Below are 13,881 nucleotides of genomic sequence, written 5' to 3'. Positions count from 1 at the left end.
CTCAAATTGATAAAAGTGAAGAGCTACAAAGGGGGAACTGAAGTATCTGGCGAGGAGAAAGGTTTAAGCGGTCAAGGTTAATACGGTGATAAGCACGGGTCATCACGATTGCCCGGAATAAAATATTTGCAGTACAAGACAACGAACTAATAATAATTATAAAATTCGTATCAATTATTGTTTCTGTTCATCATCATCCGCAAACAGATCGATAAACGCCCGTTGTTCAGGAGAGAGTTTCCAGGTCGCTGGAATATTCGGCTTATTCTCTGCGCTGCGTTGACTCTCTTGTTCATGGTCATCCGGAGATGGCATCACGGTGGAGCGTTGTTCCAGTGTGGACATGACCTACCCCCACACATTCCAGGCCACGAGCGCGACAATAATCCAGAACACGGCAGAGCCAAGAAACACAGCGAACCAGGCTTTACGTTTCATGACGGGATCCCGGCGTGCTGGCTGGTTTCCTGAAGGCATCGCTAACCTCATACTATCGAAATCACTTATCATTTAAGCACCAAACAATCGGTACAATTAATCATCAGATAGGAGGAATCCTAATAAAAAAGGTCAAAAAAAGCCAGTTAATTTTCATACTCGACCTGATAAATAAATTAATTATTTGATCGGTTATAAATATTTGAGAGGGATTTTTGGCGACCTTACTAATTTGAAACTACTTTAGCAAGTGTTTACCATAAACAATATATGGTTAATATATAGAGGAAAAATATTGAATAGATTCAGACTCTGCCGTCGGTATCGCTTTATGTTTGAGGATACCGACGAGGTAACAGCCGTTATTATTTCTCGGGCAATTTAATATCTTTAAACATGGCTTCAATATCGTCGTTGGAACGTAGCGCCACCGCCGTATCCACCACATCACGCGTCAGATGCGGCGCGAAACGTTGAATAAAATCATACATGTAACTGCGTAAAAAAGTGCTGCGACGAAAACCAATCTTGGTGGTGCTATGGCTGAAGATATCATGGGCATCAACGCGCACCAGGTCAGGGTCGGAGACAGGATCAACCGCCATACTGGCAATTACCCCCACGCCGAGGCCCAGGCGTACATAGGTCTTAATGACATCGGCATCGGTCGCGGTAAAAACTATACGCGGCTCCAGACCCGCACGGTTGAACGCGGTGTCCAGTTCCGAACGTCCGGTAAATCCGAACGTGTAGGTCACCAGCGGGTACTGCGCCAGTTCTTCAATGGATACGGCGGATTTGCCCGCCAACGGATGGTCCGGCGTAACGACAATCGAACGGTTCCAGTGGTAGCAAGGCAGCATCACCAGATCGTCATACAGGTGCAGGGCTTCGGTCGCGATAGCAAAATCTGCATTCCCTTTCGAGACGGCTTCGGCGATTTGCGTCGGCGACCCCTGGTGCATATGCAATGAGACGCGAGGATAACGCTCAATAAAGCCTTTAATGACGTTCGGCAAAGCGTAACGCGCCTGAGTGTGCGTGGTGGCGATATACAGTGAGCCTTTGTCCGGCCAGGTATGTTCGCCAGCAACGGACTTAATGGCGTCCACCTTCGACAAAACTTCTCGCGCGATTCGAATGACTTCCTGCCCCGCTGGCGTAACCTGGGTCAGGTGCTTACCGCTACGGGCAAAAATCTGGATGCCAAGTTCATCTTCCAGCATACGAACTTGCTTACTGATACCTGGCTGCGAGGTATAAAGCCCTTCCGCCGTTGAGGAGACATTAAGGTTGTGGTTCACCACCTCAACAATGTAGCGAAGCTGCTGTAATTTCATGTTAAGCCATCCCGATTTGCGCCATCAAATCATCGTTTCAGAGCAGGCTCGTTGGCGCTGCTAATACGATTTAATAATAAAAAGTGTGTTAACTATAACCACTATATCATTTCTATGTGAGCTGTATAGGGATGACAAAAAATAATACGCCAGAAACAAAAAGGGCCGCTTACGCGACCCTTTGAGGAGAAATTCAGCCGGAATGCTGTTATTTCTTCCCTTCTACCCATTTACCGTCAACGAAGAACGCGGACCAGCCGGTCGCCTTACCGTCTTTCTCCGCAGCAACGTATTGCTGCTTGGTTTTACGGCTGAAACGAACCATGGACTTGTTGCCGTCCGGGTCAGTCTGCGGCGCATCTGCCAGATAGCGCAGTTTTTCCGGCAGACGATCGCGGAAGCGGTACAACTCTTCAACCAGCGGCGCACGTGTCTCACGTGATTTCGGGAACGTATTTGCCGCCAGGAAGATACCTGCAGCACCATCACGTAACACGAAATACGCATCAGATTTTTCACACGGCAGTTCTGGCAACGGAACCGGATCCTCTTTCGGTGGAGCAACTTCACCGTTACGCAGGATCTTACGGGTATTTTTGCACTCGTCGTTGGTACACGCCATGTACTTGCCGAAACGTCCCATTTTCAGGTGCATTTCAGAGCCACATTTCTCGCACTCAACGATAGGACCGTCATAACCCTTGATGCGGAATTCGCCTTCTTCGATCTCATAGCCATCACAGGTAGGGTTATTACCGCATACATGCAGCTTGCGCTTAGGATCGATAAGGTAGCTGTCCATCGCCGTGCCGCACTTCTGGCAGCGACGTTTGGCGCGCAAAGCGTTGGTTTCCGCATCGTCGCCTTCCAGCACGTTCAGCACTTCATTTTCCGGCACCAGGTTAATGGTGGTTTTGCAACGCTCTTTCGGGGAAAGCGCATAGCCAGAACAACCCAGGAAAACGCCGGTGCTGGCGGTACGAATACCCATCTTGCGTCCGCAGGTTGGGCAATCAATGCTGGTCAGCACCATCTGGTTCGGACGCATACCGCCCTCTTCAGGATCTTTCTCGGCTTTATCCAGTTGCTGAGTAAAATCAGTGAAGAAGTTGTCGAGTACGCCCTTCCATTCGGCTTCGTGATTTGCCACCTGGTCGAGACTGTCTTCCATCTGCGCGGTAAAGTCGTAGTTCATCAGTTCGCGGAAGTTTTCTTCCAGACGATCGGTGACGATTTCACCCATTTTTTCAGCGTAGAAGCGACGGTTCTCAACGCGAACATAACCGCGATCCTGAATCGTAGAAATGATCGACGCATACGTGGATGGACGACCAATACCACGTTTTTCAAGCTCTTTAACCAGCGAAGCTTCACTGAAGCGCGCAGGCGGTTTGGTAAAGTGTTGCGCAGGTGTCAGTTCGATGAGCGTCAACGTATCGCCTTTATCCACCGCTGGTAAAATGCGGTCTTCATCGCCCTTACGCAGCGCAGGCATCACTTTCGTCCAGCCATCGAAGCGCAGAATACGACCACGCGCCTTCAGACGGAAATCACCCGCACCCACCGTCAGCGTGGTGGAATCATATTTAGCAGGCGTCATCTGACAGGCAACAAACTGACGCCAGATCAGCTGATACAGTTTTTGCGCATCGGCTTCCATATCTTTCAGCGATTCCGCCTGAACGGCGACATCGGAAGGACGGATAGCTTCGTGCGCTTCCTGCGAGTTCTCTTTGCTGGCGTACTGGTTCGCGCTCTCCGGCAGATACTTTTTGCCGAAATTATCGCTGATGTAATCGCGAACCATGTTCACCGCATCCTGGCTCAGGTTGGTTGAGTCAGTACGCATATAAGTGATGTAGCCCGCTTCATACAAGCGCTGCGCCATCATCATGGTTTTCTTCACGCCGAAGCCCAGACGCGTGCTGGCGGCCTGCTGTAGCGTGGAGGTGATGAACGGCGCACCCGGCTTGCTGCTGGTCGGCTTATCTTCGCGTTCCAGAACGCTGTAGCGCGCTTTTTCCAACAGGCTAACGGCGGCAAGCGTTTGTTCCCGGTTGACCGGACGGAACGGTTTATCATTCTGATGCGTCACCTCAAGCGGTAACGCGTCACCGCCTGGCGTGGTCGTGTTAGCATCAATTTCCCAGAACTCTTCAGGAACGAATGCTTTGATTTCGCGTTCACGCTCAACCACCAGACGCACGGCAACCGACTGTACGCGGCCTGCTGACAGGCCTCGCGCAATTTTTTTCCACAGCAGCGGCGACACCATATAGCCCACAACACGGTCCATAAAGCGGCGCGCCTGTTGCGCATTGACGCGGTCGATGTTCAGTTCGCCCGGTTTTTCAAACGCCTGACGAATAGCGTTTTTGGTAATTTCGTTAAACACCACGCGACTGTAGCGGGTGTCGTCGCCACCGATCACTTCCCGCAGGTGCCACGCAATGGCTTCCCCTTCGCGGTCAAGGTCGGTTGCGAGATAGATGTGGTCGGCTTTTTCAGCCAGTTGCTTCAGTTCAGAAACAACTTTTTCTTTACCGGGCAGCACTTCATAGCGCGCATCCCAGTTGTGCCACGGGTCAACACCCATACGATTGACGAGAGCGCCACGTTCATCCTTTTTGGGCTTTTTAGCCGTTTTGGTGGAGGTTGAGTCGGCGCTCTTTTTAGTTGCTGAGCCACTGGTCGGCAAATCACGGATATGACCGACGCTGGATTTCACCACGTAGTCATTACCCAGATACTTGTTGATCGTTTTGGCTTTTGCCGGGGACTCAACGATGACAAGAGCTTTACCCATATTCACCTTTACCTAATTTGATTCTTCCAGAATGCGTCGCACGTTGATTCACCTTCCACTGGCGACGAGACATCGATATGGTCTCTGCGTCGGCGGATATCAACCCTTAAACTGATTCGCGCTTGTAATGTAACTCTCATGTAACTGAGTTAACAGGCTTTTTCGCTCACAAACGCTATAGCACGACGGAGTATTGGTCGAATGTCAAGCAAATCTGTTGCCAGATTGACGAAAGCGTCACACTGTACCTGATAAAATGCGTTACGCAACTTTATTAGCATGCAAAAACAAATCTCGCCACTTGCAACACTGTCGTAAGACCTTCATTTAAGTCAGGGAATATTTGCCCATAAGCCGGGCTCGGCGTAGACTAATGTCCTTGTTTAAGGAGTAAATAATGCATAAAGACACTCAACCCATCGATCGCGAAACACTGCTGATTGAAGCCAACAAAATCATTCGTGAGCATGAGGACACGCTGGCGGGGATTGTCGCCACCGGCGTAACGCAGCGAAATGGCGTGCTGGTTTTCAGCGGAGATTACTTTTTAGACGAGCAAGGGCTACCGACGCCAAAAAGTACGGCGGTGTTTAATATGTTTAAACATCTGGCGCACGTACTTTCTGAAAAGTATCACTTGATCGATTAACACGAGAAATGATTTGCCGGATGACGGCTGCGCCTCATCCGGCAATTACAATTTTACATCAGCGGTTTTTGCCCCCGCTGCCACCAACGCATCAGTAAACGATCGGCGCTCTCGGCGGCACTGCCGGTAAAACGGTCCATCAGTTTTTTACGCTGCAGATAACGTACGTTCAATACGTCACGACCGTCCATCAGTCCGAGGATCACCTCATCACTGGTATTGATCTCATCCACCAGCCCGTTGGCCAGCGCCTGTTGACCAAACCAGTGTTCACCCGTGGCAACCTGCTCAATGTCCAGAGCCGGACGCATGCGCTGTACAAAATCTTTAAACAGATGATGGGTTTCGTTCAGGTCTTCGCGGAATTTCTGCCGCCCTTCTTCCGTGTTTTCACCAAGTAAGGTCAGCGTACGCTTGTACTGTCCGGCGGTGTGCAGTTCGATATCAATATCTTTCCCTTTCAGGAAGCGGTGAAAGTTCGGGATCTGTGCCACAACGCCAATAGAGCCGACAATAGCAAACGGCGCCGAGACAATTTTATCCGCCACGCAAGCCATCATATATCCGCCGCTCGCAGCGACTTTATCTACCGTAACGGTCAGCGGGATCTGCTTATCGCGCAGACGTTGTAACTGGGACGCGGCCAGGCCATAGCCGTGTACTACGCCGCCCGGACTTTCCAGACGAACCACGACCTGATCCTGGGGTTTAACGACCGCCAGCACTGCCGTCACCTCTTCGCGTAATGCGCTGACCTCATGGGCATCCATACTGCCTTTAAAATCAAGTACCCATACCCGTGGTTTATCAGATGACGTACTGTCTCCCAGTTTCGCTTTTGCCTTAGCGGCCTTCGCCTCAAGCTTGTGTTTCTTTTTCTGCGCCTTATGCCAGAATTTTTGCTGATGCCCATCCAATAAGGCCAGCGACAGGTCTTCTTTCATCTCTTTATATTGATCGCTGAGATTAATAACCCGCAATTCCCCACGCTGACGTTTGCGTTGTGTCGCGTTTACGATCAGCATAACTACCACCGCAATAGCCACCACGACAGTGACAATTTTTGCCAAAAACAACCCATATTCAGACAACAATTCCACGTGACCCACCTTGGTTAAACAACGCTACTTTCGCTCAGTGTACAACAGCCTTGTTAACCCGTCTTGCTTCATCCATTCAGTAAAAAGCATGACAACGCGTTCATTTTGCGGTGTTATTGCCTTTGGCTGATTGAAAAAGAACAGGGTTTAAGGCATAAAGCCCAAAAGTTATCGCGAACGAGATGACCAGGACGTCGCCGAGGAGTAGCCGTGCATTATCAACCGAAACAAGATCTTCTACAGGACCGCATTATTCTGGTCACCGGTGCCAGCGATGGTATCGGGCGTGAAGCCGCACAGACCTACGCGCGTTACGGCGCGACCGTGATTCTGTTAGGGCGTAACGAAGAAAAGTTGCGTCAGGTTGCCCGCTCCATCGCCGAAGAAAAAGGTACGCAACCACACTGGTTCACGCTGGATCTGCTCACCTGTACGTCTGACGAATGCCACCAGCTCGCACAGCGCATTGCCGCGCATTTCCCGCGTCTGGATGGCGTATTGCATAATGCCGGATTGCTCGGTGACATTTGCCCGATGAGCGAGCAAAACCCGCAGGTATGGCAGGACGTGATGCAGGTAAACGTGAACGCCACCTTTATGCTGACTCAGGCATTGCTGCCGTTGTTGCTCAAATCCGATGCCGGATCGCTGGTCTTTACCTCCTCCAGCGTCGGTCGCCAGGGGCGCGCCAACTGGGGGGCATACGCCACCTCCAAATTTGCTACCGAAGGAATGATGCAGGTTCTGGCTGATGAATATCAGAACCGCCACCTGCGCGTAAACTGTATCAATCCTGGTGGAACGCGTACCGGCATGCGAGCCAGCGCGTTCCCGACGGAAGATCCGCAAAAATTGAAAACCCCCGCCGATATTATGCCGCTCTACCTGTGGCTGATGGGCGATGACAGCCGCCGTAAAACCGGTATGACTTTCGATGCCCAGCCGGGCCGTAAACCAGGAATCGCCCAATGAGTGAAGAACGCTATCAGCAGCGCCAGCAGCGCGTAAAAGACCGGGTTGACGCCCGTGTTGCCGCCGCCATAGACGAGCGCGGGATTATTATTGTGTTCACCGGAAATGGTAAGGGTAAAACCACCGCCGCGTTCGGTACCGCCACGCGCGCAGTAGGCCACGGTAAAAAAGTCGGCGTAGTGCAATTTATTAAGGGGATGTGGCCAAACGGTGAACGTAACTTACTCGAACCCCACGGCGTTGAGTTTCAGGTCATGGCGACAGGATTTACCTGGGAAACGCAGAACCGCGAGTCCGACACCGCAGCCTGCATGGCAGTGTGGGAACACGGCAAGCGGATGCTGGCCGACGCTGAGCTGGATATGGTGATACTGGACGAGCTGACCTACATGGTTGCATACGACTATCTGCCGCTCGACGAGGTCATCAATGCCCTAAACGCGCGCCCTGCCCATCAAACGGTCATTATCACCGGTCGTGGATGTCATCGCGATATTCTGGAGTTAGCGGATACGGTCAGCGAACTGCGGCCGGTTAAGCACGCCTTTGAAGCGGGCGTAAAAGCCCAGATGGGGATCGATTACTGACAGTAGGCCGGATAAGGCGCTTACGCCGCATCCGGCTCCACGCTAACGCCTGATGGCGCGCTGCTTATCAGGCCTACTCATGATTAACCGTTGTTGCTGCGACCGCCCGGACGACGGCTGCCGCCAACCTGAGAGTGGCGCTTCACCGCACGGCGGATCTGGTTTGCCTTCATACGGCGACGATCTTTCTCGACGGCAACTTTAGAGGTAGTTTCCGGCTTCAGTTCCACCAGTTCACGCAAATAGTTGGTCTGCGCGAGGTCAAGTTCCGTCCAGCCGCCACGCGGCAGGCCCTTCGGCAGTGGGATATCACCGTAACGTACACGGATAAGACGACTTACCTGCACGCCCACGGCTTCCCACAGGCGACGGACTTCACGGTTACGCCCTTCGGTCAACGTGACGTTATACCACTGGTTGATCCCTTCACCGCCGCTGAACTTGATCGTTTTAAATGCGGCCGGACCATCTTCCAGCTGCACGCCACGACTCAGATCGCGCAGTTTCGCGTCATCAACCTGACCAAACACACGCACCGCATATTCACGTTCAACTTCGCGGCTTGGGTGCATCAGACGGTTCGCCAGTTCGCCATCGGTGGTAAACAGCAGTAAACCACAGGTATTCACGTCCAGACGTCCCACGGCAATCCAGCGCGCATCGCGCAGTTTTGGCAGACGATCAAACACGGTCGGACGACCTTCCGGATCGTTACGGGTACACAGTTCACCTTCTGGCTTGTAATAAGCCAGAACACGGCAGATTTGCTCCGCAGATTCTTTCACCGAAATCAGATGACCGTCGATACGGATTTTCAGACCCGGCGTAACTTCAACGCGATCGCCGAGCGTGGCAATTTTGCCATCAACGCTCACGCGACCCGCGGCAATTATGGATTCAATTTCACGGCGAGAACCGTGGCCAGCACGCGCCAGCACTTTTTGTAACTTTTCGCTCATAGAGCTTCCTTTAGATGTCGCCTTCACAGGCGTCGAACAGGAGAATCAACGGCGCCAGTCAGCGCCATTTTAAGGCCGCGTAGTATAGCGGTTCGCGCCATTATAAGAAAGGTTTAACGTCGCCGACGCCTTCGCGCAATACCACCGGGGAATCATCGGTTAAATCGATAACCGTGGTTGGCTGCTGGCCGAGATATCCACCGTGGATAATCAAATCCACCACTTTCTCCAGACGATCTTTGATTTCTTCCGGATCTGACTCGGTAAATTCGCTGCCCGGCAGCATCAGTGATGTAGAGAGCATAGGCTCGCCCAGCGCTTCCAGCAACGCCAGCGCAATCGGATTCGAGGGTACACGCAAACCAATGGTCTTACGTTTTTCCTGCAACAGTCGACGTGGTACTTCTTTCGTCCCCTTCAGGATGAACGTGTAGTTGCCCGGCGTGTTGTTTTTAATTAAACGGAAGGCCACGTTGTCGACAAACGAATAGGTCGACAGTTCGGACAGGTCACGACACATCAGCGTAAAGTTGTGCCCGTCCGGCAGGTGACGGATACGACAAATGCGCTCCATTGCGCCTTTATCTTCAATTTTGCAACCCAACGCATAGCCGGAATCAGTTGGATAGACGATCACCCCTCCTTTACGCACGATTTCAACGGCCTGATTGATCAGGCGCTGCTGTGGGTTTTCGGGATGAATATAAAAAAACTGGCTCATACTTTCCTCTCTGTGGTCTCGGGCTGTTCCCAAAGTTGCCAGACGCCTTCTACGCCTGCGGGCAACCAGAGTTTACGACCCAGCTCAATCCATGGGCAGGGTAGATGAAAATCAGACCCTTGCGATGCCCACAGTTGATGCTGACGCGCAAGCGTCGCCAGATGGGTGCGTTCATTGGGAGACTGCTGGCACTGTGCCACTTCCATCGCGTCGCCGTGATGTTCAGCAAAATGCGCAACCAGTCTTTTCAGCCACTTAGCGCTAAGATCGTACCGCCCAGGATGAGCCAGAACTGCCTTACCGCCAGAATGATGAATGACATCAATAGCTTGTTCTATTGTACACCACTGTGGCGGAACGTAACCGGTTTTCCCACGAGCAAGATATTTTTTAAAGACATCCGCCATGGTTGTGGCTTTTCCGCACTCCACCAGGAAACGCGCAAAATGCCCCCGAGTGATCGCCCCGCCATCAGCCAGGCGTAATGCCCCTTCCCACGCGCCGGGAATATGCGCTTTGTCGAGTCGTTCAGCAATCAGGCGCGCGCGCTGCTGACGACGTTCCGTTTGCTGCGCCAGAAATTCGCACATCATTGGATGGGCGATATCAATGTTCAAACCCACGATATGGATCTCATGGTTTTCCCAGACCGTTGATATCTCGACGCCAGGGATCAAATTTAACGCTAAACCCGCACGTGAAATTTCTTCTCTTGCCGCCGCAATACCCGCCGTGGTGTCATGATCGGTGATAGCCAGTGTACCGACTCGCATCTCTACCGCACGGTGTACTAAGGCTTCTGGCGTTAATCGCCCATCGGAGGCTGTAGTATGACTGTGCAGGTCATAAATCACTGCGTAATTCGTGTCGCTCAATGCGGCTCCCGTTTCACTAAATGTCTTAACACGCTCATCATAGCGGTTTAGACAAATATACTGAAATCAGGTGTTGACTTTATTCCATTGAACTAGTTAACTAGTACGCAAGTTCGCATGAAGAAGGTATCTGAGATGAAAGCAACATTTGTTCTGCACGGTTGGTGGCGCACTTCCTGATTTCGGGCAGTGTCTTACGTCTGCAATATGCAACCAGATACCCGGCCCGCCAAATGAGCGGGCTTTTTTTTGAACAAAATTAATGAGAATAACGATGCAAACACAAAAACCGACACTCGAGCTGCTTGCCTGCGATGCCGCCTACCGTGAAAATCCGACGGCGCTGTTTCATCAGGTGTGTGGCGCACGTCCGGCAACGCTGCTGCTGGAATCTGCCGATATCGACAGCAAAGACGATCTGAAGAGCTTGCTGCTGGTCGACAGTGCATTACGCATTACCGCCATCGGTGACACTGTCACCATTCAGGCATTATCCGCTAACGGCGCATCGCTGCTGCCGCTGCTGGATGCTGCCCTGCCAGCGGGCGTTGAGAACAAACAACAGCCGAATGGTCGCCATCTGCGATTCCCTGCCGTTAGCCCGCTGCTGGATGAAGACGCCCGCTTATGTTCCCTTTCCGTATTTGATGCCTTCCGTTTATTGCAGGAGCTGGTTAATGTTCCTGCGCAAGAACGTGAAGCGATGTTCTTCGGCGGTCTGTTTTCCTACGACCTGGTTGCCGGTTTTGAAGATTTACCTCAGCTTGAAGCGGGCAACCGTTGCCCTGACTACTGCTTCTATCTGGCAGAAACGCTCATGGTCATCGACCATCAGAAGAAAAGCACCCGCATTCAGGCCAGCATTTTTACCCCCAGCGATGCAGAAAAACAGCGTCTTAATGCCCGTCTGGCGCAACTGAGCCAGCAGCTTACCGAACCTGCGCCGCCGCTGCCCGTCACTGAAGTCCCGCACATGCGCTGCGAATGCAATCAGAGCGATGAAGAGTTTGCCGCCGTGGTTCGTGGTATGCAAAAAGCCATTCGCGCTGGCGAAATTTTCCAGGTGGTTCCATCCCGTCGTTTCTCGCTGCCCTGCCCGTCACCGCTGGCGGCCTACTATGTGCTGAAGAAAAGTAACCCCAGCCCGTACATGTTTTTTATGCAGGACAACGATTTCACACTGTTCGGCGCCTCTCCGGAAAGCTCGCTGAAATACGATGCCACCAGCCGACAGATTGAAATCTATCCGATTGCCGGGACCCGCCCACGCGGTCGTCGTGCGGACGGTTCACTGGACCGCGATCTCGACAGCCGTATTGAGCTGGAGATGCGTACCGATCATAAAGAGCTTTCCGAGCACCTGATGCTGGTAGACCTGGCGCGTAACGACCTGGCGCGCATCTGCACGCCCGGCAGCCGCTACGTTGCTGACCTCACCAAAGTGGATCGTTATTCCTTCGTTATGCACCTGGTTTCCCGCGTAGTCGGCGAGCTGCGTAGCGATCTGGATGTGCTGCATGCTTACCGCGCCTGTATGAACATGGGTACGCTAAGCGGAGCGCCGAAAGTTCGCGCCATGCAGCTTATCGCCGAGGCCGAAGGCCGTCGTCGCGGCAGCTATGGCGGTGCAGTAGGTTACTTCACGGCCCATGGCGATCTGGATACCTGTATTGTGATTCGTTCCGCCCTCGTGGAAGACGGTATTGCCACCGTACAGGCTGGCGCCGGAATTGTTCTGGATTCCGTTGGGCAGTCAGAAGCCGATGAAACCCGTAATAAAGCGCGTGCGGTTCTGCGTGCTATTGCCACCGCACACCACGCACAGGAGACCTTCTAATGGCTGACATTCTGCTGCTCGATAATATCGACTCTTTTACCTATAACCTGGCAGATCAGCTGCGTACTAACGGTCATAACGTGGTGATTTACCGCAACCATATTCCGGCCCAGACATTAATAGACCGCTTAGCGACCATGAAAAATCCGGTGCTGATGCTCTCCCCAGGTCCAGGTGCGCCAAGCGAAGCGGGCTGCATGCCGGAGCTGTTAACCCGCCTGCGCGGCAAGCTGCCAATCATCGGCATTTGTCTGGGGCATCAGGCCATTGTCGAGGCCTATGGTGGATACGTGGGACAGGCGGGGGAAATCCTGCACGGCAAAGCGTCCAGCATTGAACACGACGGTCAGGCAATGTTCGCCGGTCTGGCAAATCCGCTGCCGGTGGCGCGCTATCACTCGCTGGTTGGCAGCAACGTTCCGGCCGGATTGACCATCAACGCCCACTTTAACGGCATGGTGATGGCGGTACGTCACGATATCGATCGCGTATGTGGCTTCCAGTTCCATCCAGAATCCATTCTGACCACCCAGGGCGCACGTCTGCTGGAGCAAACGCTGGCCTGGGCGCAACAGAAACTCGAACAGACCAATACCCTGCAACCTATTCTGGAGAAACTGTATCAGGCCCAGACGCTGTCTCAGCAGGAAAGCCACCAGCTGTTCTCCGCCGTGGTACGCGGTGAACTGAAGCCGGAACAACTGGCTGCGGCGCTGGTGAGCATGAAAATTCGCGGCGAGCACCCGAATGAAATTGCCGGTGCGGCAACCGCGTTGCTGGAAAACGCCGCCCCGTTCCCGCGACCTGATTATCTGTTTGCCGATATTGTCGGTACCGGTGGTGACGGCAGCAACAGTATCAATATTTCCACCGCCAGCGCCTTTGTGGCGGCCGCTTGCGGACTGAAAGTCGCCAAACACGGCAACCGCAGCGTCTCCAGCAAGTCGGGCTCTTCGGATCTGTTAGCGGCTTTTGGCATCAATCTGGATATGAACGCCGATAAATCCCGTCAGGCACTTGACGACCTCGGTGTGTGTTTCTTGTTTGCGCCGAAATACCACACCGGTTTTCGCCATGCTATGCCGGTACGCCAACAGTTGAAAACCCGTACGCTGTTTAACGTCCTCGGCCCGTTGATTAACCCGGCACATCCGCCGCTGGCGCTGATCGGCGTTTACAGTCCGGAACTGGTGCTGCCGATTGCCGAAACGCTGCGCGTGTTGGGGTATCAGCGGGCAGCCGTGGTGCACAGCGGAGGCATGGATGAAGTTTCCCTGCATGCACCGACCATTGTGGCAGAGTTGCATGATGGCGAAATCAAGAGCTATCAACTGACGGCGGAAGACTTTGGCCTGACGCCTTACCACCAGGAACAGCTGGCTGGCGGCACGCCGGAAGAAAACCGTGACATTCTTAGTCGCTTGTTACAAGGTAAAGGTGAAGCCGCTCATGAAGCTGCTGTTGCCGCGAATGTCGCCATGTTAATGCGCCTGCACGGTGAAGAAGATTTAAAAGCCAATGCGCAAACCGTGATTAATGTACTACGCAGCGGCGCGGCCTATGACCGTGTCACTGCACTGGCAGCAAGAGGGTAAAT

14 protein-coding genes and 1 other annotated feature are annotated in these 13,881 nt (G+C 52.9%); of the genes, 6 read left to right on the top strand and 8 right to left on the bottom strand.

The genetic code is table 11. The annotated features are described in order from the left end of the window. Nucleotides 1–174 precede the first annotated feature (174 nt). From ABIE10_RS01925 to topA, 4 genes are all read right to left on the bottom strand, one after another. Nucleotides 175–345, bottom strand: coding sequence for a hypothetical protein (locus ABIE10_RS01925; RefSeq protein ID WP_016153249.1), 171 nt, complete (start codon nucleotides 343–345; stop codon nucleotides 175–177). Nucleotides 346–348: 3 nt separating this feature from the next. Next, complete coding sequence (locus tag ABIE10_RS01920) at nucleotides 349–489, bottom strand: YmiA family putative membrane protein (protein ID WP_213238933.1); 141 nt, start codon at nucleotides 487–489, stop codon at nucleotides 349–351. A 314-nt stretch (nucleotides 490–803) separates the two neighbouring features. Further along, nucleotides 804–1,778: an HTH-type transcriptional regulator CysB gene (cysB, locus tag ABIE10_RS01915; RefSeq protein ID WP_016153251.1), complete on the bottom strand. Its 975-nt coding sequence runs from the start codon at nucleotides 1,776–1,778 to the stop codon at nucleotides 804–806. A 208-nt stretch (nucleotides 1,779–1,986) separates the two neighbouring features. After that, nucleotides 1,987–4,584: a type I DNA topoisomerase gene (topA, locus tag ABIE10_RS01910; protein ID WP_016153252.1), complete on the bottom strand. Its 2,598-nt coding sequence runs from the start codon at nucleotides 4,582–4,584 to the stop codon at nucleotides 1,987–1,989. 397 nt (nucleotides 4,585–4,981) lie between these two features. Here topA and ABIE10_RS01905 point away from each other — a divergent pair, with 397 nt between their 5' ends. Beyond that, nucleotides 4,982–5,233 (top strand): YciN family protein, encoded by a 252-nt coding sequence (locus tag ABIE10_RS01905; RefSeq protein ID WP_003020616.1) that lies wholly within the window; start codon nucleotides 4,982–4,984, stop codon nucleotides 5,231–5,233. A 53-nt stretch (nucleotides 5,234–5,286) separates the two neighbouring features. Here the strand turns inward: ABIE10_RS01905 and sohB are convergent, their stop codons facing one another. Next, a complete protein-coding gene (gene sohB / locus ABIE10_RS01900; protein WP_016153253.1) occupies nucleotides 5,287–6,333 on the bottom strand; it encodes a protease SohB in 1,047 nt (348 codons plus the stop codon). A gap of 210 nt (nucleotides 6,334–6,543) precedes the next feature. Here sohB and ABIE10_RS01895 point away from each other — a divergent pair, with 210 nt between their 5' ends. Together ABIE10_RS01895 and cobO are read left to right on the top strand one after the other, a co-directional pair. Beyond that, nucleotides 6,544–7,305 (top strand): YciK family oxidoreductase, encoded by a 762-nt coding sequence (locus ABIE10_RS01895; RefSeq protein ID WP_016156651.1) that lies wholly within the window; start codon nucleotides 6,544–6,546, stop codon nucleotides 7,303–7,305. Continuing rightward, on the top strand, nucleotides 7,302–7,892 hold the full coding sequence (gene cobO / locus ABIE10_RS01890; protein WP_429154515.1) for a cob(I)yrinic acid a,c-diamide adenosyltransferase: 591 nt from the start codon (nucleotides 7,302–7,304) through the stop codon (nucleotides 7,890–7,892). Before ABIE10_RS01895 ends, cobO begins: the two co-directional genes overlap by 4 nt. 83 nt (nucleotides 7,893–7,975) lie before the next feature. Here the strand turns inward: cobO and rluB are convergent, their stop codons facing one another. The 3 genes from rluB to rnm form a co-directional block, all read right to left on the bottom strand. Beyond that, nucleotides 7,976–8,851 carry a 23S rRNA pseudouridine(2605) synthase RluB gene (gene rluB, locus ABIE10_RS01885; RefSeq protein ID WP_006684306.1) on the bottom strand — a complete coding sequence of 292 codons (876 nt, stop codon included), beginning with the start codon at nucleotides 8,849–8,851 and terminating at the stop codon, nucleotides 7,976–7,978. A 100-nt stretch (nucleotides 8,852–8,951) separates the two neighbouring features. Next, nucleotides 8,952–9,572, bottom strand: a complete 621-nt coding sequence (locus ABIE10_RS01880) for an L-threonylcarbamoyladenylate synthase (protein ID WP_016153256.1) — start codon at nucleotides 9,570–9,572, stop codon at nucleotides 8,952–8,954. Then, nucleotides 9,569–10,447, bottom strand: a complete 879-nt coding sequence (rnm, locus tag ABIE10_RS01875) for an RNase RNM (protein WP_029139558.1) — start codon at nucleotides 10,445–10,447, stop codon at nucleotides 9,569–9,571. The genes ABIE10_RS01880 and rnm overlap by 4 nt, the downstream gene beginning before the upstream one ends. Nucleotides 10,448–10,582: 135 nt before the next feature. On the opposite strand from rnm, the gene trpL reads away from it, so the two are divergent. From trpL to trpD, 3 genes are all read left to right on the top strand, one after another. Then, the gene (gene trpL, locus ABIE10_RS01870) at nucleotides 10,583–10,627 is read left to right on the top strand and encodes a trp operon leader peptide (protein WP_012905981.1); all 45 of its coding nucleotides are present in this window, start codon (nucleotides 10,583–10,585) and stop codon (nucleotides 10,625–10,627) included. Then, nucleotides 10,604–10,698: a sequence feature (Trp leader region), on the top strand. (Overlaps the previous gene by 24 nt.) Before the next feature lie 23 nt (nucleotides 10,699–10,721). Further along, a complete protein-coding gene (locus ABIE10_RS01865) occupies nucleotides 10,722–12,284 on the top strand; it encodes an anthranilate synthase component 1 (RefSeq protein ID WP_016156654.1) in 1,563 nt (520 codons plus the stop codon). After that, nucleotides 12,284–13,879, top strand: a complete 1,596-nt coding sequence (gene trpD / locus ABIE10_RS01860; RefSeq protein ID WP_123267313.1) for a bifunctional anthranilate synthase glutamate amidotransferase component TrpG/anthranilate phosphoribosyltransferase TrpD — start codon at nucleotides 12,284–12,286, stop codon at nucleotides 13,877–13,879. Before ABIE10_RS01865 ends, trpD begins: the two co-directional genes overlap by 1 nt. Nucleotides 13,880–13,881: the final 2 nt, after the last annotated feature.

The organism is Citrobacter sp. 506 (genome assembly GCF_050434985.1).
In the GTDB taxonomy this organism is placed as follows: Bacteria; Pseudomonadota; Gammaproteobacteria; order Enterobacterales; family Enterobacteriaceae; genus Citrobacter; species Citrobacter braakii.
Note: the sequence above shows the minus strand (reverse complement) of the source record. Positions and strands in the feature narration are given on the sequence as shown.

Excerpts from the sequence above, each read along its gene's own strand:
- ABIE10_RS01880 (WP_016153256.1), bottom strand. The coding sequence starts at position 9,572 with ATGAGCCAGTTTTTTTATATTCATCCCGAAAACCCACAGCAGCGCCTG.
- ABIE10_RS01865 (WP_016156654.1), top strand. The coding sequence starts at position 10,722 with ATGCAAACACAAAAACCGACACTCGAGCTGCTTGCCTGCGATGCCGCC.
- trpD (WP_123267313.1), top strand. The coding sequence starts at position 12,284 with ATGGCTGACATTCTGCTGCTCGATAATATCGACTCTTTTACCTATAAC.
- ABIE10_RS01920 (WP_213238933.1), bottom strand. The coding sequence starts at position 489 with ATGAGGTTAGCGATGCCTTCAGGAAACCAGCCAGCACGCCGGGATCCC.
- ABIE10_RS01925 (WP_016153249.1), bottom strand. The coding sequence starts at position 345 with ATGTCCACACTGGAACAACGCTCCACCGTGATGCCATCTCCGGATGAC.
- topA (WP_016153252.1), bottom strand. The coding sequence starts at position 4,584 with ATGGGTAAAGCTCTTGTCATCGTTGAGTCCCCGGCAAAAGCCAAAACG.
- rluB (WP_006684306.1), bottom strand. The coding sequence starts at position 8,851 with ATGAGCGAAAAGTTACAAAAAGTGCTGGCGCGTGCTGGCCACGGTTCT.
- cysB (WP_016153251.1), bottom strand. The coding sequence starts at position 1,778 with ATGAAATTACAGCAGCTTCGCTACATTGTTGAGGTGGTGAACCACAAC.
- ABIE10_RS01905 (WP_003020616.1), top strand. The coding sequence starts at position 4,982 with ATGCATAAAGACACTCAACCCATCGATCGCGAAACACTGCTGATTGAA.
- cobO (WP_429154515.1), top strand. The coding sequence starts at position 7,302 with ATGAGTGAAGAACGCTATCAGCAGCGCCAGCAGCGCGTAAAAGACCGG.